General features: G+C 71.0%; 22 protein-coding genes. 9 read left to right on the plus strand and 13 right to left on the minus strand.

Going from position 1 to position 20,515, the window contains the following annotated elements; all coding sequences use genetic code 11:
- Positions 1-50: 50 nt before the first annotated feature.
- Genes E8A49_RS01535 through E8A49_RS01550 form a run of 4 tightly spaced genes read left to right on the plus strand, consistent with a single transcriptional unit; the run spans position 51 to position 5,031 of the window.
- Complete coding sequence (locus tag E8A49_RS01535) at positions 51-2,810, plus strand: peptidoglycan-binding protein (protein ID WP_293375623.1); 2,760 nt, start codon at positions 51-53, stop codon at positions 2,808-2,810.
- Positions 2,811-2,848: 38 nt separating this feature from the next.
- Positions 2,849-3,769, plus strand: coding sequence for a sulfite exporter TauE/SafE family protein (locus tag E8A49_RS01540; protein ID WP_293375625.1), 921 nt, complete (start codon positions 2,849-2,851; stop codon positions 3,767-3,769).
- Complete coding sequence (locus E8A49_RS01545; protein ID WP_293375627.1) at positions 3,769-4,545, plus strand: TIGR02186 family protein; 777 nt, start codon at positions 3,769-3,771, stop codon at positions 4,543-4,545. Before E8A49_RS01540 ends, E8A49_RS01545 begins: the two co-directional genes overlap by 1 nt.
- A gap of 3 nt (positions 4,546-4,548) precedes the next feature.
- Positions 4,549-5,031: a DUF3429 domain-containing protein gene (locus E8A49_RS01550; RefSeq protein WP_293375629.1), complete on the plus strand. Its 483-nt coding sequence runs from the start codon at positions 4,549-4,551 to the stop codon at positions 5,029-5,031.
- Positions 5,032-5,038: 7 nt separating this feature from the next.
- Here the strand turns inward: E8A49_RS01550 and E8A49_RS01555 are convergent, their stop codons facing one another.
- The 5 genes from E8A49_RS01555 to E8A49_RS01575 are packed head-to-tail and all read right to left on the minus strand — an operon-like array spanning position 5,039 to position 9,861.
- Positions 5,039-5,377, minus strand: coding sequence for a hypothetical protein (locus E8A49_RS01555; protein WP_293375631.1), 339 nt, complete (start codon positions 5,375-5,377; stop codon positions 5,039-5,041).
- A gap of 11 nt (positions 5,378-5,388) precedes the next feature.
- On the minus strand, positions 5,389-6,129 hold the full coding sequence (pdeM, locus tag E8A49_RS01560; protein WP_293375633.1) for a ligase-associated DNA damage response endonuclease PdeM: 741 nt from the start codon (positions 6,127-6,129) through the stop codon (positions 5,389-5,391).
- On the minus strand, positions 6,126-8,600 hold the full coding sequence (locus tag E8A49_RS01565; RefSeq protein WP_293375635.1) for a ligase-associated DNA damage response DEXH box helicase: 2,475 nt from the start codon (positions 8,598-8,600) through the stop codon (positions 6,126-6,128). The genes pdeM and E8A49_RS01565 overlap by 4 nt, the downstream gene beginning before the upstream one ends.
- A gap of 53 nt (positions 8,601-8,653) precedes the next feature.
- Entirely contained in the window at positions 8,654-9,586 is a 933-nt protein-coding gene (locus tag E8A49_RS01570; RefSeq protein WP_293375637.1) for a phytanoyl-CoA dioxygenase family protein, read from the minus strand.
- Positions 9,583-9,861, minus strand: coding sequence for a hypothetical protein (locus tag E8A49_RS01575; protein WP_293375639.1), 279 nt, complete (start codon positions 9,859-9,861; stop codon positions 9,583-9,585). Before E8A49_RS01575 ends, E8A49_RS01570 begins: the two co-directional genes overlap by 4 nt.
- Positions 9,862-10,030: 169 nt before the next feature.
- Between E8A49_RS01575 and E8A49_RS01580 the strand changes: the two genes are divergently transcribed.
- Entirely contained in the window at positions 10,031-11,179 is a 1,149-nt protein-coding gene (locus E8A49_RS01580; RefSeq protein ID WP_293375641.1) for a saccharopine dehydrogenase NADP-binding domain-containing protein, read from the plus strand.
- Positions 11,180-11,215: 36 nt separating this feature from the next.
- Here the strand turns inward: E8A49_RS01580 and E8A49_RS01585 are convergent, their stop codons facing one another.
- From E8A49_RS01585 to E8A49_RS01595, 3 genes are all read right to left on the minus strand, one after another.
- Positions 11,216-11,539: a hypothetical protein gene (locus tag E8A49_RS01585; protein WP_293375643.1), complete on the minus strand. Its 324-nt coding sequence runs from the start codon at positions 11,537-11,539 to the stop codon at positions 11,216-11,218.
- Positions 11,540-11,634: 95 nt separating this feature from the next.
- A complete protein-coding gene (locus E8A49_RS01590; protein WP_293375645.1) occupies positions 11,635-12,231 on the minus strand; it encodes a glutathione binding-like protein in 597 nt (198 codons plus the stop codon).
- 9 nt (positions 12,232-12,240) lie between these two features.
- Positions 12,241-12,546 carry a DUF3175 domain-containing protein gene (locus E8A49_RS01595; RefSeq protein WP_293375647.1) on the minus strand — a complete coding sequence of 102 codons (306 nt, stop codon included), beginning with the start codon at positions 12,544-12,546 and terminating at the stop codon, positions 12,241-12,243.
- Between the two features lie 157 nt (positions 12,547-12,703).
- On the opposite strand from E8A49_RS01595, the gene E8A49_RS01600 reads away from it, so the two are divergent.
- Both E8A49_RS01600 and E8A49_RS01605 read left to right on the plus strand, forming a co-directional pair.
- On the plus strand, positions 12,704-13,069 hold the full coding sequence (locus E8A49_RS01600; RefSeq protein ID WP_293375649.1) for a response regulator: 366 nt from the start codon (positions 12,704-12,706) through the stop codon (positions 13,067-13,069).
- A 111-nt stretch (positions 13,070-13,180) separates the two neighbouring features.
- Positions 13,181-13,939, plus strand: coding sequence for a PIG-L family deacetylase (locus E8A49_RS01605; RefSeq protein WP_293375651.1), 759 nt, complete (start codon positions 13,181-13,183; stop codon positions 13,937-13,939).
- Here E8A49_RS01605 and E8A49_RS01610 read toward each other — a convergent pair.
- The 5 genes from E8A49_RS01610 to E8A49_RS01630 form a co-directional block, all read right to left on the minus strand.
- Entirely contained in the window at positions 13,897-15,093 is a 1,197-nt protein-coding gene (locus tag E8A49_RS01610) for a Gfo/Idh/MocA family oxidoreductase (protein ID WP_293375653.1), read from the minus strand. The two genes, E8A49_RS01605 and E8A49_RS01610, sit on opposite strands and share 43 nt — an antisense overlap.
- 104 nt (positions 15,094-15,197) lie before the next feature.
- Positions 15,198-15,464, minus strand: a complete 267-nt coding sequence (locus E8A49_RS01615; RefSeq protein WP_293375655.1) for a hypothetical protein — start codon at positions 15,462-15,464, stop codon at positions 15,198-15,200.
- Between the two features lie 78 nt (positions 15,465-15,542).
- Complete coding sequence (locus E8A49_RS01620; protein ID WP_293375657.1) at positions 15,543-17,363, minus strand: transglycosylase domain-containing protein; 1,821 nt, start codon at positions 17,361-17,363, stop codon at positions 15,543-15,545.
- A gap of 119 nt (positions 17,364-17,482) precedes the next feature.
- A complete protein-coding gene (locus E8A49_RS01625) occupies positions 17,483-17,962 on the minus strand; it encodes a hypothetical protein (RefSeq protein ID WP_293375659.1) in 480 nt (159 codons plus the stop codon).
- Between the two features lie 34 nt (positions 17,963-17,996).
- Positions 17,997-18,629 (minus strand): ParB-like protein, encoded by a 633-nt coding sequence (locus E8A49_RS01630; RefSeq protein WP_293375661.1) that lies wholly within the window; start codon positions 18,627-18,629, stop codon positions 17,997-17,999.
- Positions 18,630-18,663: 34 nt separating this feature from the next.
- Here E8A49_RS01630 and E8A49_RS01635 point away from each other — a divergent pair, with 34 nt between their 5' ends.
- Both E8A49_RS01635 and E8A49_RS01640 read left to right on the plus strand, forming a co-directional pair.
- Positions 18,664-19,305, plus strand: a complete 642-nt coding sequence (locus E8A49_RS01635) for an MgtC/SapB family protein (protein WP_293375663.1) — start codon at positions 18,664-18,666, stop codon at positions 19,303-19,305.
- 9 nt (positions 19,306-19,314) lie between these two features.
- Entirely contained in the window at positions 19,315-20,514 is a 1,200-nt protein-coding gene (locus E8A49_RS01640; RefSeq protein ID WP_293375665.1) for a cytochrome P450, read from the plus strand.
- Position 20,515 lies beyond the last annotated feature (1 nt).

The raw sequence follows: 20,515 nt of genomic DNA on the forward strand, positions 1-20,515 counted from the left end.
ATGATCTGCCGGAGGAAATCACCTCCGAAGAGCATTTCAGCGCGCGCCCCATGCGGGCCGCGATCGAGGCGCCGACGTCCTATATGCCGAGCCCGCCGTTCTCCAGCCGGCCCTTCGGGGCTTTAGAGCCCCGGCCGGAGGGGGCACGGACGGATGAGCTTGGACGGATCGCCGCGGCGCTGGACCGGCTGACCGACCGCATCGAGGCCTCGGAGACACGCACGGGCCTGGCGATCTCCGGTGTCGAGCACTCCGTGCGCCACGCCATGGCCCGCATCGAGACCGCCGAGCGCGAGCATCTGGCGGTGGCCACCCGCTTCGATGCCGCCGCCGAACAGCTGGCCGCCGAACAGGCCCGCGCCAGTGAGCGGATGCGCCGCGTCGAGCACGAGCTTAGCGGCCCGCGCTCGGCCGAGGCGATCAAGGCGTTGGAAGAGTCCATGGCCCGTGTCTCCAGCCAGACGCTGGAGAGCGAGGAGCGGGCGCGGTCGGGCCTGGCTGGCCTGGAGGCGCGGCTCGCCCATATCGAGGCCGGCGAGGATCCGGCCGCGGTGATCGATGAGGCCGTCGCGCGGCTGGGCGCTCGTTTGGCGGAGGCCGAGGCCCGCACTGGCGACGCGCTCGAAGGCCTGCGCGACTCCCTGGGGCAGCTCGACCAGCGGATGTACGCCGCCGACCGCAGCGTGCGCGGCGACACCGACCAGCGGCTGACCGCGCTGGCCGACGAACTCAGCAAGCGGGTGGAGGACGCCCGCGGCGAGATCGCCGAGCGTCTGGCCGCCTCGGGCGCCGCCCCTGGCCTGGCGGAGGCGCGCCTGGGTGAGGTGGAGCGCCAGTTGGCCGCCGTCGACCAGCGCTCGGCCCGGGCCATCGAGACCATCGGCCGCGAAGTCCTGACCATGGCCGAGACCTTGAACCGGCGTGTCCAGAGCGCCGAGCAGCGCAGCGCCGAGGCCATCGAGCAGGTGGGCGGCGAGATCGCCCGAATCGCCGGCGCCGTGGAAAGCCGGCTCGGCCGCACCGATCAGCTGCACGCCGAGGCGCTGGAGCGGCTGGGCTCGGAGATCGGCCGCATCACCGAACGTCTCACCGACCGCATCATCCAGTCCGAACGGCGCGCCGCCCAGGCCATCGACGACGTCGGCGAGCAGGTGGCCAAGGTCACCGAGCGCATCGAGCAGCGCCACGAACGCGCCGCCGGCGACCTGGCCGAACGCATCCGCCAGAGCGAGGAGCGCACCCAGAGGCTGGTGGAGAGCCTGAGCGTGCGCCCTGCGGACGCCGAGCCGGAGGCCCAGCCCTTCGCGGCGGCCCCGGTTCAGGCGGACGTCCGCCCTGAACCGCAGGCCGAGGCGGCGGAGGACGACCTGCCGGCCGCCCCGGGCGTGTTCGGCGCCGAGCTCTTCTCCCGCGCCGAGCCGGTCACCCTGCCGGCGCTCGATCCCAGCAATCCGGCCTTCAGCGAGGAGGACTTCGCCCACGTCGACGCCTTCGCCCCGGCCGGCGGCTACGCCCCGATCGCCGAGGGAGAGGATGAGGAGCACCACCACCTCGCTCCGGCATCCGAGGCGCTGGAAGCGCCCACGGCGGCCGATGAGCCGGTGTCTGAGGAAGACGCCGAGCGTGAGACGAGGGTCGAGGTGGGCCCTTCCACCCGCGAGGTCATCGAGCAGGCGCGTGCGGCGGCCCGCGCCGCCGCGGCCGCCGCGCCCCGACCGAAGCTGCTTTATGGCCGTGACCGCCGTCCCCGCGCCATGGGCGGCGGCGGCCTGTTCGCCAGCCTGAAGGCGCGCCCGCCCTCGACCTGGCAGACCGCGCTGATGGTGGCCGGCGGCGCGGCCTTCCTGAGCGTCGGCGCGGCCGGCGTGGTGTTGATGGAAGGCCCCGGCCCGCAACGCGCCCAACACGACGCCCTGGCGTTCGGGGCCAGCCCGCGCGCCGCCGTGGCCCTGACGCCCGGCCCGGTCGGCCCGTCGCTGGAGGCGATGCCCGCGCCGGCGGAGGCCGCCGCCGATCTCCCGCCGCCCGTCGCCGTCACCGCGCCGTCGCCGGCCGCGCCCGCCGCTTCGGACGCCTCCAATCTCGACTATCTGAAGATCGCCAAGGCGGTGACCCAGAAGGAGCCCGGCGCGCTCGCCCGGCTGAAGGCGGTCGCCGACGGCGGCTATGCGCCCGCGCAGATGTTCCTGGCGCGGCTCTATGAGACCGGCCAGGCCGACGTGAGCAAAAACCTGGGCGAGGCCCGCCGTTGGACGATGCGCGCCGCCGAGGCCGGCGATCCCACCGCCATGCACAACCTGGCGCTCTTCTACTTCCGCGGGGAAGGCGGACCGGCCGACGCCGCCGCCGCCGCCCAGTGGTTCAAGACCGCCGCCGAGCACGGGGTGGTGGATTCGCAGTACAATCTGGGCCTGCTCTACCAGTCGGGCTCCGGCGTGCCGCGCGACCTCGCCCAGGCCTACAAGTGGTTCTCCATCGCCGCCGAGTCCGGCGACGGCGAGGCCCGCGCCAGCGCCGTCGACCTGGAGGGCAAGCTGCCTCAGGCCCAGTTGGCCCAGGCGGAAAGCCAGGCCGCCGCCTTCCGTCCGCAGGGCGCCGCGCCGGCGCCGGACGCCTCGGCCCCGGGGGCCTCGCTGAGCACGGCCCAGAAGATCCTCGGGCGGCTGGGCTACTATAAGGGCAAGCCCGACGGGACCAACTCGCACGACTTGAAGCTCGCCGTCATCGCCTACCAGCGCGACCAGGGCCTGGCGGCGACCGGCGCCCTCGATCCCGCGACGGTGGCCCGGCTTTCCGTCTTCGACCGTTGAGGCGCCCGCCGGCCGGCCTCACCTAGAGGACGCGACGCTTGGACATCTACCTGCCCATCGCCGAGGTGTCCGTGAACGCACCCCTGCTGGTGGCGCTGGGCGCCCTGGTCGGCTTCATCTCCGGCCTGTTCGGCATCGGCGGCGGCTTCCTGATGACACCGATCCTGGTGTTCCTGGGTATCCCGCCGGCTGTGGCCGTGGCCTCGATGTCGAACCACGTCGCCGCCTCGTCCATGTCGAGCGTCATCTCCTACAGCCGCAAGCGCTCGGTGGACTTCCGCATGGGCGGCGTTCTGGCGGCGGGCGGGGCGGTGGGCTCGGTGGCGGGCGTCGAGGCCTTCCGCTGGCTCAGGCTGCTGGGCCAGGCCGACCTGGTGGTGGCGCTGTCCTACCTGGTTTTCCTGGGGATCATCGGCGGGCTGATGTTCTGGGAGTCGGCGGGGGCGATCCTGCGCCGCCGCCGCAACGCGCCTGAGCCGCCGCGCCGGGAGCGCCGGCCGCCCTGGCTCTACGGCCTGCCGCTGAAGCTGCGCTTCCCGCGCTCGCGGCTCTACATCAGTGTGATCCCGCCGCTGCTTCTGGGCGCCTTCGTGGGCGTCCTGTCGGCGATCATGGGCGTGGGCGGCGGCTTCGTGCTGGTGCCGGCCATGGTCTATCTGCTGCGCATGCCGGCCAGCGTGGTGGTCGGCACCAGCCTCTTCCAGATCATCATCACCACGGCGCTGACCGGGGTGCTGCAGGCCGGGCGCAACCAGACGGTGGACATCGTCCTGGCCGCGCTCCTGCTGCTGGGCGGCGTGCTGGGCGCCCAGTTCGGCGCGCGCGCCTCGGCCCGCTTCCGCGCCGAGGAGCTGCGGGCGCTGCTGGCGCTGCTGGTCCTGCTGGTCGGCCTGCGCATGGGGCTTGGCCTCTTCTTCACGCCGCACGAGCCCTTCGTGCTGATGTCGGGTAACGGCTGATGCCGGCGAGCCTGCCGCCGGCCATGACGCCCGCGCCGCACGCGCCGGCGGTGTCCGCCGCGCTCACCGAGACCAATGTGCGGGTGAACTCCGACTTCCGCGGTGACCGGATCGTGCTCTACGGCGCGGTGTTCGATCCCCTGTCGCGGCCGAGCGATGTGGTGGTGATCGTGCGCGGCCCCGACCAGCCGGTGCGCATCGCCCGCAAGAGCCGCGTCGCCGGAGTCTGGATCAACAGCCGCCCGGTGGTCTTCCAGGGCGCGCCGGGCTTCTACATCGCCGCCTCCACCAGGCCGCTGGACGACATCGCCCGCTTCGGCGAGCTGCGGCGGCTGGAGGCGGGCGTCGACCACCTGGCGATGAACGCCCCGGCCGAGCAGACCACCGAGACCCGCTATGGCGTGCGCGACGTGGTGGTGAGCCGCCTGGGCGCCGACTACCTCGACTGGCGGCGCGCGGTGGTGCGGCTGAAGACGGCCGAGCATCTCTATGACGTGGACGAGCACGGCGTCCGTTTCGTCGACAAGGGCCTGTTCCGCGCCGAGATCCCGCTGCCGGCCGAGGCGCCGATCGGCCAGTACACCGTGCGCATCCTGCTGTTCCAGGCTGGCCAGCCGGTGGCGGAAAAGGACCGGACGCTGACAGTCGAGAAGGTCGGCGTCGAGCGCGGGCTTTACCTTTGGGCGCATCGCAGGCCATGGTCCTATGGCCTGGCGGCGATGGCCTTCGCCCTGGGCGCCGGCTGGGCGGCGTCTTCGGCGTTTCGGAGGGACTGACGGGTGACCGACGAGCCGGACGCCGCTGCCGCCCGTTTCGACTCCATCCCGCCCGCGCTCTGGGCCATCGCGCTCGCCTGTCTCGCCCCGTTCCCGCTCACAGCCATCGCCTACGGATGGGGTCCGCCGGACGTGGCGCGGCCGGCGCTGACGATCATCATGAACTGGTCGGGCTGCGTCCTGGCGTTCATCGGCGGCGTGCGCTGGGGGCTGGAGAGCGGGCGGCCGAAGCCCCGGGCCGGGCGGCTGCTGATCTCGGTGCTGTCGCCGGCGGTGGCGCTCGCGATCCTCTTCTCACGCCATCGCGTTGCGGACGCCTGGGTCGTCGGCGGCTGCATCGGCGCCTTCCTGCTGCAGTGGCTGTTCGACCACCAGGTGCCAGGGTCGCAGTCGCGCTATCCCCGGCTCTCCACCACGCTGACCGCCGGGGCCTGCATCTCCCTCGCCGTCTGCCTGGATCAGGCGTTGAAGACCGGCCACGTTTGAACGCGGCTCAGGCGCGCGCGTGCCTCGGCTGGTAGATGGCCAGGCGCCCGCCGCCCGGCAGGGTGATGCGGGTCCGCTGGCCCCAGCTCAGCGCCTCGAACGGATCGCAAGCCACGCCCCTGGCCCCCAGCGCCTTGGCCGTCGCGGCTAGGTCGTCGCAGGCCAGATAGAGCTCGTGCGCGCCGTTCGCCTCCGCCGGATGCACCGCCAGTTCGGACGGCGGCAGGGCGAAGATCAGCCAGCCGTGGCCGACGTCCACATGCGGGAACTGAAGCACGTCGCGGAAGAAGGCGCGGTCCGCCTCCGCGTCCGTGGAATAGAGGATCATGTGCGCGCCGCTGATCATCCCGGTCCTCCCTAGTCCTCGGCCAGCGAGCGCCAGCCCACCGGATGCACCCGCCCGAAGCCCAAAGCCCCCGCCAGCGGCGGCCGCGCGAACAGCCCGGCGAACGCCGGATCGCAGACGTTCAGTCCGCCCGCATAGGCGCCGAAGGCCGGCAGGATCAGCCGCTCGGCGTCGGTGACGAAGCAGCGGCGGCGCACGCTGCCGCCCCGGGCGCTGCGCACCTTGGCGGCGGGATGCAGGTGGCCGCTGACCTCGCCGGGCTGCGCGCCGGCCCGCGGCTCGTGGCGCAGGATCAGGCCCGCCAGCGACAGCTCGTCCGCCGTCTCCCCGGGCAAGGCGCGCGGCCCGTCGGCGTCGTGGTTGCCGACCACCCAGACCAGGGTCCGGCCTCGCGCCAGGTCGCGCAGCCGCGTCGCGTCGTCCGCCGCCAGCCGCTCTTCGGAGCGGCGGTCGTGGAAGGTGTCGCCCAGCAGGATCACCATGGCCGGCGACAGGGCCACGACCTCCGCCGCCAGCCGGGAGAGGGTCTGACGGGTATCGTAGGGCGGCAGCATCTGGCCGCGCGCGGCGTAGGAACTGCCCTTCTCCAGGTGCAGGTCGGCGACCACCAGGGCCCGCGCCTCCGCCAGCCACAAGGCTCCGGACGCCCGCAGCATCGCCGCCGCCCCGCCAATCGCCAGGCGCAGCGAGCCGCAGCCGGCGACCGCATAGTCGTAGGCGAAGGCGCGCGGGCTGGGCGCGACGTCGTTCACTGCAGAGCCTCGGCGATCAGGTCTTCCTCCGCTTCATGTAGGATCATGGTCTCGCCCGTATGGCCCGGGCTGCGCTCCTTGCCGATCTCCAGCAGGATCGGCACCGAGAACGGCGACAGATGTTCCAGCGGGGAATGGCGGATGCGGCCCTTGATGCGCGCCAGCATCTGCCCCAGGCGCGCCACGTCCACGAGGCCTGTCGCCGCATCGTCGCGGGCGCAGCGCAGCAGGAGGTGGTCCGGCTGGTGGCGGCGCAGGGTGTCGTAGATCAGGTCGGTGGAGAAGGTGATCTGCCGCCCCGACTTCTGCTGCTGGCCCGGGAAACGGCGCTCGATCAGGCCGGCGATGATCGCACAGCCCTTGAACGCGCGCTTCATCATGAAGCTTTCGGCCAGCCAGGCCTCCAGGTCGTCGCCCAGCATGTCTTCCGCGAACAGCTCTCCGAAATCCACCTGCTCCAGCGGCTTGATGGCCCAGACCGCCAGCGCATAGTCGTTGCAGACGAACCCCAGCGGCCCGCGGCCCATCCGCTCCAGCCGCCGCGTCAGCAGCATGGCCAGGGTGGTGTGCGCCAGGCGCCCCTCGAAGGGGTAGCAGACCATGAATTGCCGGTGGCCGCGGGCGAAGGTCTCCAGCAGCATCTCGTCTTCGTCGGGGATCAGCGAGCGGTCCCGCTGCGCCTCCAGCCACTCGCGCACGTCGGTGGGCAGGACGCTCCAGTGCGCCTGGTCGTACATCAATTGGCGCACCCGCTTGGCCAGGTAGGTGGAGAGCGCGAACTTCGAGCCGCCCCAGGAGGGCATCTTCGGATCGGCGCCGGGCGCGGGCGAGACCAGGACATCGAGGTTGGTCACGGCCACCAGCCGCCAGACTTGCCCCGCGAAGACGAAGGTCTCGCCGGGCTCCAGCATCTCGACCATGCCCTCTTCGATCTCGCCAATCTTACGCCCGCCCTGGCCGCGGCGCGTGGCGATGCGCACGGCCAGCATGGCGGGGCTGACGATGGCCCCGACGTTGAGGCGATGGCGCTGGGCCGTTTCGAGGTTGCGCACCCGCCAGAGCCCATCCTGGCCCTTCACGATCCGGCGGAAGCGGTCGTAGCTCTTCAGCGCATAGCCGCCGGTCGAGACGAAATCGACGACCTGCTCGAAGTCCTCCCAGGGCAGGGCGCGATAAGGGCCGGCGGAAATCACCTCGTCGTAGAGCTTGAGCATGTCGAAGGGCTCCGAACAGGCGCAGCCCATGACGTGCTGGGCCAGCACGTCCAGCGCGCCGACCCTGGGCGGGTCGCCGTCCAGCTTGTTCTCGGCAATGGCCTCGCGCGCCGCCTGGCACTCCAGCATCTCGAAGCGGTTGGCCGGCACGAACAGCGCGCGGGAGGGTTCGTCCAGCCGGTGGTTGGCGCGGCCGATCCGCTGCACCATCCGCGAAGCGCCCTTCGGCGAGGCGAGCTGGATCACCAGGTCCACGTCGCCCCAGTCGATGCCGAGGTCCAGCGTCGAGGTGCAGACCACCGCGCGCAGCTCGCCCCGCGCCATGGCCGCCTCCACCTTGCGCCGCTGCTCGGCGGCCAGGCTGCCGTGGTGCAGCGCGATGGGCAGCGCCTCCTCGTTCAGCCGCCAGAGCTCCTGGAAGGCGAACTCGGCCTGGAAGCGGGTGTTGACGAAGACCAGCGCGGTCCTGGACTTGGTGATGACGTCATAGACCTCCTGCATGGCGTGCTGCGCGGTGTGGCCGGCCCAGGGCACGCGGCCTTCCGACAGCAGCACCTCGACCACCGGCTCCGCGCCGGCCGGCCCACGCACCAGGTCGATGCTGTCGTTCCCGCCTTTCGCGTGGTCGGCCATCCAGGCCTTGATGACCTCGGGGTCGTCGACCGTCGCCGACAGGCCCACGCGGCGCATGCGCGGCGCGAACTGGGCCAGGCGCGCCAGGTCCAGCGCCAGCAGGTCGCCGCGCTTCGAGGAATGCAGGGTGTGGATCTCGTCGAGGATCACGCACTCCAAGTCCTCGAAATAGAGCCGCGCGCCTTCCCAGGCGCAGAGCAGGGCGAGCTGCTCCGGCGTGGTCAGCAGGATCTCCGGCGGCTTCACCCGCTGGCGTTGGCGCCGCGAGAGGCCGGTGTCGCCGGTGCGGCTCTCGGCCACGATGGGCAGGCCCATCTGCAGGATGGGGGCGCCCAGGTTGCGCTCCACGTCGACCGCCAGCGCCTTCAGGGGCGAGATGTAGAGGGTGTGCAGGCTGGCCGGTCCATTGGGCGGCGGCCGCTCCGACAAGTCGATGAGGCTGGGCAGGAAGCCGGCCAGGGTCTTGCCGCCGCCGGTCGGCGCGATCAGCAGCGCGTCGCGGCCGGCCTGGGCGCGTTCGATCATCGCCAACTGATGGGCGCGCGGGCTCCAGCCGCGCTTGGCGAACCAGTCGGCGAAGCGCGGGGGCAGGAGAGCGGCGGGGAGCGACCCGGCGTCGGCCATCCAAGCCCTATAGCATGTTCCCGTTCTGTTTCGAGGGGCGATGCGTGGCGGCCTCAGGCCCGGGCCGGATTCTCCAGCCGGGTCAGCCAGTAGTCGGCGTCGAAGGCCGGGTCGCCGCTCAGCCTGCGCCAGAGCTTGATGCGGTTCACATATTCCAGGCGGCCGGTGTCCTGCTCGAACCAGGGCTCGGGCGTCATCAGGATCGACTCCACCGTCTCCGGCGGAAACGACTTGCGGAAGAAGATCGGCCGCTTGGCGGGCTCGGCCGGCAGGGTCGAAACGTCCCACTGGCGGACCTGCGGCGCGCGCGGGTTCATGCGGATCTTGAACATGGTGCGCGTGCGGTCCGAGTGGTTGACCCCGCCGCCATGCCAGATGCCGTTGTGCAGGAAGAGCAGGGCGCCCGCCTTGCACACCACGTGCTGTTGCCCGGCGATGTTCTGATAGCGGCCCAGCGCCACCTCGCTGACCCGGCGCAGGTGTGTGCCGGGCACGAACCGCGTGCCGCCCATCTCGCGGATGACCTGATGGGGATAGTACATGATCTGCAGGTCGAACCCTTCGGAGGGATCGATCGTCGAATCCTGGTGGGTGTGCTGCGACACATGCTCGCCGCCGCCGGCCTCGTAGTAGGCGGGCGGGAAAGTGACGTGCAGGAAGTGGTGGTCGAAGATCGGGTCGGGGCCGACCAGGCTGCGGATTGCGCCGGCGACCAGTGGCAGGGCCAGCAGGCGGTCCACCGCGCTGCCCTGCGGATAGACGCCCGAGAGCGGCGCCCCTGGCGCGACCTCTGGAATCTGGGTTTTGGCCAGGAGCCCGCCATAGGTCATCAGCATGCCCTGGCCTGGCGCGGGATAGTTCGCCTCGCCGACCTCCTCCAAGAACTGGGCGTTGATGTCGTCGGGCACGGCGGCGTCGAAGCGCAGGAAGCCGCGGGCGGTGAAGCGCGCCATGTCGAGGGCGCCCAGCAACGGAAGTGTGGTCATCCGGCGGTCTCCACGATCTTCTCGAAGAAGAACTCGTACTTCAGATAGGCGAGGTCGAATTCCGCGCCGCGCGCGTGGGGCAGGATCTGCGCGGCTTGGAAAAGCCGCCAGCCATCTTTCAAGGCTTCCAGCCCACTGGGGTACGGCGGCCGGTCGGCGTCGCCGGCCATGCGCCGCGTTTCGCCCGTGCCGTCATATTCCGCCCAGGCCACGACCGGCGCATCCAGCGCCGAATTGGCCAGGTAGAGCACCAGCACCTTCTGGCGGGACGCCATCTCGTTTCCCCTTCGCGGCCTGTCCGGTCCGTCTTGCCGCCGATCATGACCGAGGGCGCCGTCCGGCGAAACGCTCCGCAGGTGGGATTCTTCGTCGGTCCTCGGCGCGGCGATTGTATACGATGTAAATTATAGGCAAGGTCCGCGCCGTCCTATTGGAGACCTGCCTATGAACCCCAACGCCGAGTTCGACCTGATCGTCTATGGCGCCACCGGTTACACGGGGCGGCTGGTGGCCGAGTACCTGGGCCAGCGCTATGGCGTGGGCGGCGAGGTCAGCTGGGCCATGGCCGGGCGCAGCCAGGCCAAGCTGGAGCAGGTGCGCGACGAACTCGGCCTGCCGGCGGAGACGCCGCTGGTGGTGGCCGACGCCGACGATCCGGCGAGCCTCGAAGCCATGGTCCGCCGCGCCAAGGCGGTCGTGACCACGGTCGGACCCTACCAGCTCTATGGCGAGCCCCTCGTGGCGGCCTGCGTGGCGGCGGGGGCCGACTGCCTGGACCTCTGCGGGGAGCCCAACTGGATGGCGGAGATCGTCCGCAGGTACGACGCCCCGGCCAAGGCCTCGGGCGCGCGGATCGTGCACTCCTGCGGCTTCGACTCCATCCCCTTCGAGCTCGGCGTCTTCTTCGCGGAAGAGACCGCCAAGGCAAAGCTCGGAGCCTATGTGCCGCGGGTGAAAGGCCGGCTGCGCGCCATGCAGGGCGGGCTCTCCGGCGGCACGGCGGCCAGCGGGGCGGCGACCATGGCGGCGATCCAGAAGGACCCGTCGCTGATGGCCCTGATGATGAATCCCTTCGCCCTGACCCCCGGCTTTCAGGGCCCGCCGCAACCGCCCGGCAACGCGGTGGAGCATGACGAGGACCTGGGCGCCGAGGTCGGTCCCTTCATGATGGCGGCGATCAACACCAAGAACGTCCACCGCTCCAACGCGCTGATGGGCCACCCCTGGGGGACGGACTTCGCCTATGACGAGATGGCGGTGGTCATGCCGGGGGCGCCGGCCGCCTTCGACATGGGCGCGGGCGCGCCGAAGCCGGGCGAGGGGCCGTCGAAGGCCGAACGCGAGGCGGGCTTCTTCGACGTGGTGTTCGTCGGCGTCGCGCCGGACGGGCGTAAGGTGAAGGTCTCGGTGAAGGGCGACCGCGATCCCGGCTACGGCTCGACCTCGAAGATGCTGGCCGAGGCGGCGATCTGCCTGGTCAGAGACGCAAAGGCCGCGCCCGGCGGTGTCTGGACACCGGGCGCGGCCATGGGGTCGAAGCTGATCGAACGCCTTGAGGCGAACGCCGGCCTGACCTTCGCGGTGGAGGGTTAGGCCCTCCACCGATTAGGCGTCTGTGGGCTCAGGCCTTTAGCAGGCGAAGGGCACGCGCTCGGGGATGCGGCGGCCCGCATAGGGGTCCCACACCCAACGGGTGGTGAAGCAGGTCCCGCCGTAATAGCCGGGGCCGTAACCGTAGGCGTACGGGCCAGGCCCATAGCCATAGCCGTAGTACGGGTGGTTGGACGCGAGGGCCGCGCCCAGCGCCAGGCCCGCGACGCCGGCCACAACCGCGCCGCCGTGACCGCCGCCGTGGTGATAGAACGGGCGGGCTTCGGCGCCGGTGACAGCCGCGGCGCTGATGGCGCCACCGAGGGTAAGGGCCGCGAGAGCGGCCGTCAGAGTCTTTCTCATCTTGGCCTCCTTGTGAGCAGTAAACGGCTGAGATGCCGAAGTGTTCATGCTCTAACTCTATGATTTTTAAACTGAACGCTGGCTGAACGGCCCCGTTAGGAAGCCGTCGGCTCCGCCAGCCCCTCATGCTCCAGGGCCAGGCGCACGGCGGGCCGGGCTTTCATCCGGGTGACGAACGCCGGCAGGGGCGCGGGCAGGTCCAGGCCATTCTTCTGCGCCCACAGGCACATGACGAAGATGTAGGCGTCGGCCACGGTGAAACGGTTGCCGAACAGATAGTCGCCGTCCATCCGCTGGGCCAGATAGCCGAACCGCTTCCCGAGGATTTCGCCGGCGGCCTGCTTTTCGGCGGGCGTCGCGTCAGGCTTGAAGAGGGGTTTGAAGCCCTTGTGGATCTCAGTGGAGATGAATGACAGCATCTCCAACAGGCGGAACGGGCCGCCCTCCAGCCCCAACTGCGGCGTCCGCTCGGCGACGACGCTCAGGATGGCGATGTTCTCGGTCAGCACCTGGCCGTCGTCGAACTCCAGGGTCGGCACGTAGCCCTTGGGGTTGATCTGGTTGAAGTCACGGCCGTCCTCGGTGCGCTTGGTCTTCAGGTCGACCTTGACCCGGTCGAAGGCGACGCCGGCCTCGTGCAGGGCGATGTGGTCGGCGAGGCTGCAGGCCCCCGGGGCGAGATAGAGCTTCATGACGGTCTCCTAGACGGGGCGGTGGAACTGCTCGCGCAGCTCGTCCTTGGCCTGTTCCAGGATTCGCTTGCGCGACGCGGGCAGGCTCTTGCCGGCGCGGTTGATGTAGAAGGTCAGCATCGACATGGCCGACTGGAACGGCCTGCCCTTGCGCCGCCGACTGTGCTCGGCCGAACGCTTCAGCGACGCGGCGATCTCGCTGGGTCTGTCGCTTTCGAAGACCTTGGGCTCAAGGTCCAGGGCGTCGCTGGTCTCGGTGACCTTGGCCGACCAGTTGCGGTCTTTGGGCTCACGGGCCGCGGGCTTGCGGGCCATCGCCAAACTCCCTGCGCGAACGAGGCTGCTGAGAACACCGTGGGCCGTCGGCGGTTCCGGCGGCGCATCGAGGCGCGATCAATTGTTTGTTTCAGCTGGCCTTTGAATTGCCGCCATGAGTTGTGTCGGGTAAGCGACGGATCTTCGGAGTCAGCGTATGATCAGTGTCTTGTTGGTCGAGGATGAACGCGAGATCGCGGAGCTTGCCCGCGACGCGCTCGCCGCAGCGGGCTTCAGTGTCACCGTAGCGCTCGACGATCAGACCGCCGCCCACACCCTGGAGCGCGAGGCGCGCAGTTTCGCGGCCCTGGTCACCGACATCAACCTGGGGACCGGCGTCACCGGCTTCGACCTGGCGCGCAGCGCGCGGCGGCTGAACGCCGACATCGAGGTGGTCTACATCTCCGGCCAGGGTCCCCACGCCGGCCGCTTCGGGGTCGACCGCGCGCTCACCGTCGAAAAGCCCTTCAACCCGCGCGATCTCGCCGAGCAGGTCGCCTCGCTCCTCGACGACGAGGCCTGACCGGCGCCCTGACGCCCACCCTCAACGACAACTGAGCCGGACGACCGGAGCCGCCGGCTTCGGCCCCGCGGAGCGGTGGCGTTCGCCCCGCGTCTGGCCTAATCCAGGGCCATGGCGACCATCCTGGCGGTCCACGCCCACCCCGACGACATCGAGCACCTGGCCGCGGGGACCTTGGCGATCCTGGCGGGGCAGGGCCACACCGTGCGCCTCGCCACCCTGACCGCCGGAGAGTGCGGCTCGGCCTCCACGGACCTGGCCGAGACCGCCCGCATCCGCAAGGCCGAGGCCGCGGCCGCGGCGGCCCTGATCGGGGCCGAGTACCGCTGCGCCGACCTGCCGGACCTGGGCGTGTTCAACGACGATCCCTCGCGCCGGGCGGCCACCGAGCTGATCCGCTGGGCCAGAGCCGACGTGGTGTTGGCGGCCTCGCCGGCGGACTATCACCCGGACCACGAAGCGGCGAGCGAGCTGGTCCGCGACGCCTGCTTCGCGTCCTCCGTGCCCAACTACCGCACGGGCGCCTCCGAGCCGCTGGCCTCGATCCCGCACCTCTACTTCATGGACCCGATCGGCGGGCGCGACCGCGAGGGCCGCCGGATCGTGGCCGACTTCGGCTGCGACATCGCCCAGGGCTTTGAGGCCAAGCGCCGGATGCTCTCGGCCCACGTCAGCCAGGCCGAGTGGGTCGCCCGCCAGCACGGCATCGACGATCACCTGGGGTCTATGGAGGCGTGGTCGCGCCGCCGCGGCCGCGACTTCGGCTGCGAGACCGCCGAGGGTTTCCGCCAGTACCGGCACGAGCCCTATCCGCGGACGCCGCGGCTTCAGGACCTGCTGGGCGCGGCGCTGGCTACGGCGGCGTCATAGCGCGCCCACATCGGCCGGCAGTCGAGCATTTCCCCTGACGCCATCGCCTCGTCGATGGCCATGACCGTCAGCCCGGCCTCCAAGCTGTCGAAGGGCGTCACCGGGAAGGCCGCGCCGTCGCGCAGGCTGGCCAGGAGGTCGCGGGCCATGGACTGGTCGGCGCCGTTGTGGGCGTCCTTGGTGCGCTCGCCGAAGTCGATCCGCTCGGGTTTGGCGCGGCTGAGCGCTGGGCGAACCATCAGCCGGTTGCGGACCAGGTCGGCGATCAGCGTTCCCTCGGTCCCGGCCACGTACCAGCGCCGTTCGCTCAGCCCCACGTGGCTGTTGGCGTGGAACGACAGCCGCACCTGGTTTTCGTACTCGACCATGGCGGTCTGGTGGTCCGTCACGTCCATGTCGGACTGGAAGGCGTCGTTGGCGCCCATCCAGCCGGCGTCGCGGAGCGCATAGGCCGCCTCGCCATCGTTCCAGATGCGGGGCGCGATCTCGGCCCTTTCGACGGTGAAGATTCGCCGGCCGCCGAAGCTCGCCACCCGCCGCGGGCGCGCGCCGGCGAGGCGGCCGAAGATATCGAAGTCGTGGCAGACCTTGTCCAGCAGGTAGGAGCCGCCCCACGCCTGCCGCCGCCGCCAGTTGCGCGCCAAGTAGCCGCCGTGCTCGGGCGGCAGGTGTTCGGTGGCGTCGATGGAGATCACCTCGCCGAGCTCGCCGGCGTCGATGCGGCGGATCACGTCACGCACGATGGACATGGAGCGCATGACCAGGCCGATGAACAGCGGCGGCCCGCCGCCCTTCCTTCGTGAGGCCTGGGCCAGCCGGCTCGCCAGCGCCAGGCTCTCGGCCTGCGTCCGTACGATCGGCTTCTCGGCGAACACCGGGAACCCCGCGTCCAGCGCCGCCCCGATATGCTCGAAGTGCAGGTGGTTCGGCGAGCCGATCATCACCAGGTCGTAGGGCCCGGCCGCCAGCAACGCCTGCGGGCTTGCGAAGTCGCGGCCCATCGGGATGCCGAACCGCTCGAGGATCGGCGCGCCCACCGGCGCGGGGTCGACCTGGCCGGCCAGCTCCAGCGGCCAGCCCACCTCGGCCATGGCCCCCAGCACGTGGGCGATCCGCTGGCCCAGGCCGATCACACCGATCCTGTAGGGCGTCATGGCGCTCCGGCTCAGGTTTATCCCGGAGCCACCTCAGCACGTTCCGATGTGATCCGCCAAGGCGGCGCCGCACCCTCCACGGGCGCGCACCGACCTCTCGCTGGCTACTTCTTGGCCGGCGTCGAGGCGGGCACGGGCGGGGTCTGCGAGGTGACCGGGCCCGAACCGTCGACCGGGGTCGAGGCGGCGGTGGCGGCTTCGACGGCCTGGGTCTGCAACTGGGCGGGCGGGACGGCTGAGGCCGGCGCGTCGGTCGAGACCGTGGCCTTGGCCGTGCCGGTGTCGGCGGTGGCCGAGCGGTCCTTGTTGCAGGCGCTGAGGCCGAGGGCCAGCACGCCGGCGCAGGCCAAGGCGAGGGTTGCAGATTTCATGGGTCCGTCCTTCTTCAAGCGAAAGTCGGACAAGACAACCGCAAGCTTGACCGCTTGGTTCCGCTTGGGGCTGGCGCGTCAGGCCGCCGGCGCGGTCGGCGTGGCCTGCGGGACCGGCTCGGGCGCGGGCGGCGTCTCCACCGGGGTCGGGACGACCGGCAGGGGCGGCGGCGGCCCGGGCGGGATCGGGCCGTTGGGCAGGCGCTTCAGGGCCGCGGCCATATAGGCGTGCCAGATTTCCGACGGCGCGCTCGCGCCCATGATCCTCAGCATGGGCTTGGCGTCGTCGCGGCCGGTCCAGACCACGGTGGTGATCCCGCCGGTGTAGCCGCAGAACCAGGCGTCCTTGTAGTCGGAGGTGGTGCCGGTCTTGCCGGCCAGGTCGTAGCCGGGGACGTTGGCGTGGGTCCCCGTGCCGGAGATCATGACCGTGCGCATCATCCGCTGCATCTCGTCGAGCGGCGGATTGGCGACGGCGAGCGCGGCCAGCTGCGGCTTGTGCTGGAACAGCACCTGGCCGGACGCGGTGCGGATGCGCTCGATGCCATAGGCGCTGATGCGATAGCCGCCGTTGCCGAAGGTGTCGTAGGCCTGGGCCATCTCGAAGGGCGTCACCAGCGAGGTGCCGAGCGCCATAGCCGGGTCGGTGTTGATCGGACTGACGATGCCCATGCGGTGGGCGACGGCGGCGACGTTGTCGCGACCCACCTCGTCGGCCAGCCGCGCGGCCACGGTGTTGACCGAGTGCGCCAGCGCCGTCTCGAGCGTGATCTGGCCCATGAACGTCGGCTCGACGTTGTGCGGCGACCAGCCGTTGATGGTCACCGGCTCGTCGACCACCATCAGATCCGGCGTGCGTCCGGATTCCATGGCGGCGGTGTAGACGAAGGGCTTCCAGGCCGATCCCGCCTGGCGGTGGGCGTCGATGGCGCGGTTAAACGGGCCCTTGGCGTAGTCGACGCCGCCGACCATGGCCCGCACCCGGCCCGAGCCGTCCAGGGAGACCACCGCGGCCTGGCTGACGCCCTGCTTGGCGAACTTGGCGGTCGCCGCCTTGGCCGCGTCGCTGGCGGCGATCTCGGCCGGCAGGTCCAGGGTGGTCTCGACGACGATGTCCTGGCGTGGATTGCCGATCGTCGCCCGCGTCTGGCCGTCCAACCAGTCGACGAAGTACTGCGCCGGCGCATTCGGGGCCTGCTTCCAGACCTTCGGCGTCTGGGCCATGGCCTTGTCGCGCTCGGCCTCGCTGATCGCGCCGGTCTCGACCATGGCGTCCAGCACCAGCTTGGTCCGTTCGGCGGACTTCTCCGGGTTGTCGGCGGGGTCGTAGGCCGTGGGCGATTTCAGGATGCCGGCCAGCATCGCGGCCTCGCGCACCGTCAGCTTGGCGGCCGGCTTGTTGAAATAACGCTGGGAGGCGGCCTCCAGCCCATAGGCGCCGGAGCCGAAGTAGACCCGGCTGAGGTACAGGGCCAGGATCTGCTTCTTGGAATAGGTCTGCTCCAGCTTGACCGCGATCACCAGCTCGTCGGCCTTGCGCTCGATCGTCTGGTCGGCGGACAGGTAGAGGTTGCGGGCCAACTGCTGGGTGATGGTCGACGCACCCTCGCGCGCCTTGCCCTTTTCCAGGTCGGCGATCATCGCGCGCGCCATGCCCACGGGGTCGAAGCCCGAGTGCTCGTAGAACCGTCGGTCCTCGATTGAGACGAAGGCGGCGGGGACGTAGGACGGCACGCGGGTCAGGTCCACGGGCGGGGCGAACTTGCCGCCGCGGACCCCGATGACCGCGCCGGAGCGGTCGACATAGGTGATCTGCGCTTCGCGCGTGATCGGTGGCAGGCGCGACGAGAAGTCGGTCGGCGGCAGCGCCATGGCTGCGGCGGCGAAAAGGGCGATCAAGCGCTCGGACTCCAGGACGACGGGCGGCCCCTCAGCGCGAATCCGTCTGCGGCCCCCTTTTCACGCCGTACGGTCGCCGGGAAAAGATAATTCGCGGTAATGCGCGGATGGGACGCGCGCTACCAGCCCCGCCCGCGCGCGCTGATCACCAGGTGGGGCGCCGTCACCGGGTCGGGGGCGTCACGGGCGACGATGCGGATGACGGCGTCCTTGGCCCCGGCGTCGCGCAGGACCAGGGCGGCCGCGTCGGCGCGGCGTTTGGCGAGGTCGTCCAGGTGGGCCTTTTCGCCCCGGCTGTCGGCCTGCGGCAGGATCACCACCTCGACGCCGGGGTTGCAGCCCAGCCAGTGGGCGGCGGCCTGCAGGCGCTTCAGCCCGACCTCGGTCACCTGGGCGTCGTCGAAGGGGAAGTCGGCGCCCACCGGCGAGATGCTCTCCAGCCCGCCGGCGGTGCAGCCGGCGCCGCGGGCCTTGGCGCTGGCCCGCGCGTCGAGGATCGCCTGGCTGGTCCCCGGATTTTCCACCGGAGTCGTGCAGCCGCTCAGGCCTGCGGCGAGGGCGAGGACGGCGAGAGCGCCGGACAGGGTGCGGTGGGCCATGGGCGCGCGAGCTATCATCCCTGGGGCAGGGCGCCTAGTCGGCGGAGTTGGGGCCGCACCAGCCGGGCAGGTGGCCGGCCTCCGGCGACTTGGCGAGCTTCAGGGCCCGGGTCAGGGCCGAGCCGAAGTCCTCGGCCACCAGCTTGGCCTTCACTCGGCGGCGCAGGAAGTCGGCCCAGATGAACTCGCTGAACGGCGTCACGTCCTTGGCGTAGCCCCCGGCGCGGCGCAGCTCGCCCGCCAGGCTGCGGTAGGGATCGTCGTGCAGGTCGGCGATCTTGGCCGGGATCGCCTTGAAGCCCACCCGCGCGCCCGCGGCGTCGTAGGGGTGGCAGAGCGCGCGGTTGTCCATGAAGGTCCAGAACTCGCTCATCTTCAGCGCCCCGAGGTCGAGGACCACGTTGACGGCGATCTCCTTGACGCCCTCCTCCATGAGGGCGCGGCAGAGGTGGTGGTGGTCGATGACGTAGGACTCGGCCTTCGGCCCGCGCACCACCGGGATCATGTGCTGGCCCAGGTATACCCCCAGCTTGTGGTCGCCGTGCTCCTTGGCCCGCTCGCGCCATTCGCGGCGCTTTTCCCCGACCTCGCGGTAGCCGACGGTGATCTGGGTCGGCCGCAGCGACTTGATCGGCACGGGGTTGAGCAACGGTTCGCGGCTCGACATGGGGACGTCCTCCTGGGCATCTTCAGCCTACGCCATGACTGAGACCTATGCCCAGATTGCGATGGAGCTCGGCGCCGCCTGGTTGGCCGGCGGGCTGATCGGCGCGGAACGCAGCTACCACGGCCGCGCCGCGGGCTTCCGCACCCACGCCCTGGTGGCGCTGGCCGCGGCCTCGACCATGCTGGTCACCCATGAGCCGCAGATGGCCCAGGGGGTGATGACCGGCATAGGCTTCCTGGGCGCCGGGGTGATCTTCAAGGAGGGCGTCAACGTCCAGGGCCTGACCACGGCGGCTTCGGTCTGGGCGATGGCGGCGGTGGGCCTCTTGTTCGGGGTCGGCGACTACGCGGCCGGGGCCATGACGACAGCCGGGGTGTTCGCGACCCTGGTGGTCATGCGCTGGGTCGAGGACGCCTTGCCGACCCAGGTCTACGCCTGGGCGGTGCTTCGTTTCCGCGCCACGGCCGCGCCCGACAAGGACGGCTTGCTGGCCATGCTGGGCGGCTTTGGCGTCAGCCTGCGCGACGTGAGCTATTCGCTCAGCCACGATGGGGCGGTGATGGAGTTCAGCGGCAACATCATCGGCGGCACGGAGCGCTGCTTCGACGACCTGGCCGGCCACCTGCGCGGTCACGAGGGCGTCGCCGAGTTCGAGCTGTCGCGGATCAGCAAATAGGCGGGCGTCATGCACATAGACCTCCTGTCGCCGGGCAGCTTCGCCGCCGGCCAGCCGCACGACCAGTACCGTTGGCTGCGCGCGCACGCGCCAGTCCGCTGGCACGAGGAGCCGGGCGAAGGCCGGGGCTTCTGGGCGGTGACCCGCCACGCTGACGTCTGGGCCGTCGACCGCGACTTCCAGGCCTTCTCGTCGGAGCCCACCATCATGATCGCCGATCCGGCGGCCGAGCAGGCGGCCGGCTTCGGGCCCTACAAGATGATGCTGATGATGGACCCGCCGGAGCACACGGCGTTCCGCAAGCTGATCCGGTCGGAGTTCACCCTGCCCGCCGCGCGCCTGCGCGAGGACCGTATCCAGGCGCTCGCCCGCCAGATCGTCGATGCGGTGATCGACCGCGGCGAGTGCGACTTCGTGGCCGACGTGGCCGGCGAGATGCCCTCCTTCGTCATCGCCGAGCTGATGGGCCTGCCGCCGGGCGACGGGCGCGAGCTCTACAAGCTGACCGAGACCATCCACACCGCGCCGGAGGCCCTGCCGCCGGGCGCGGGCGGGGCGGCGGTGATGAAGATGTTCGAGTACGGTCAGGGCGTGATCGCCGAGAAGCGCGCCCGGCCGGGCGACGACCTGGCCTCGAAGCTGCTGGCCTGCGAGGTGGATGGCCGCCGGCTCGACGACATGGAGTTCCTGCTGTTCTTCCTGCTCCTGGTCGACGCCGGCGGCGACACCACGCGCAACCTGCTCTCCGGCGGCCTCCTGGCCCTGATGGAGCATCCCGAGCAATTCGACTGGCTTCTGGCCGATCTGCCTGGGCGCCTGCCCACGGCGCGGGAGGAGCTGCTGCGCTGGACGAGCCCGGTGATCTACATGCGCCGCACCGCCAAGCATGACCTGGAGCTCGCCGGCCAGCAGGTCCGCGAGGGCGACAAGGTGGTGATGTACTTCGGCGCCGCCAACCGCGACCCGGGCGCCTTCGACCGCCCGGAGGTCTTGGACCTCGCCCGCGATCCCAATCCGCACATCGCCTTCGGGACCGGCCCGCACGGCTGCCTGGGCCAGCACATCGCCCGCATCGAGATCGACGCCATGCTGGCGGAGGTGCTGAGCCGGATGACCGGCTTCGAACTCGCCGCGCCGCCGGCGTGGCTGCCGTCCAACTTCATCTCCGGCCCGAAGGCCATGCCGATCCGGTTCCACGCCCGGGCCTGAA

This window comes from Phenylobacterium sp., from assembly GCF_004799515.1.
Lineage (GTDB): Bacteria > Pseudomonadota > Alphaproteobacteria > Caulobacterales > Caulobacteraceae > Phenylobacterium.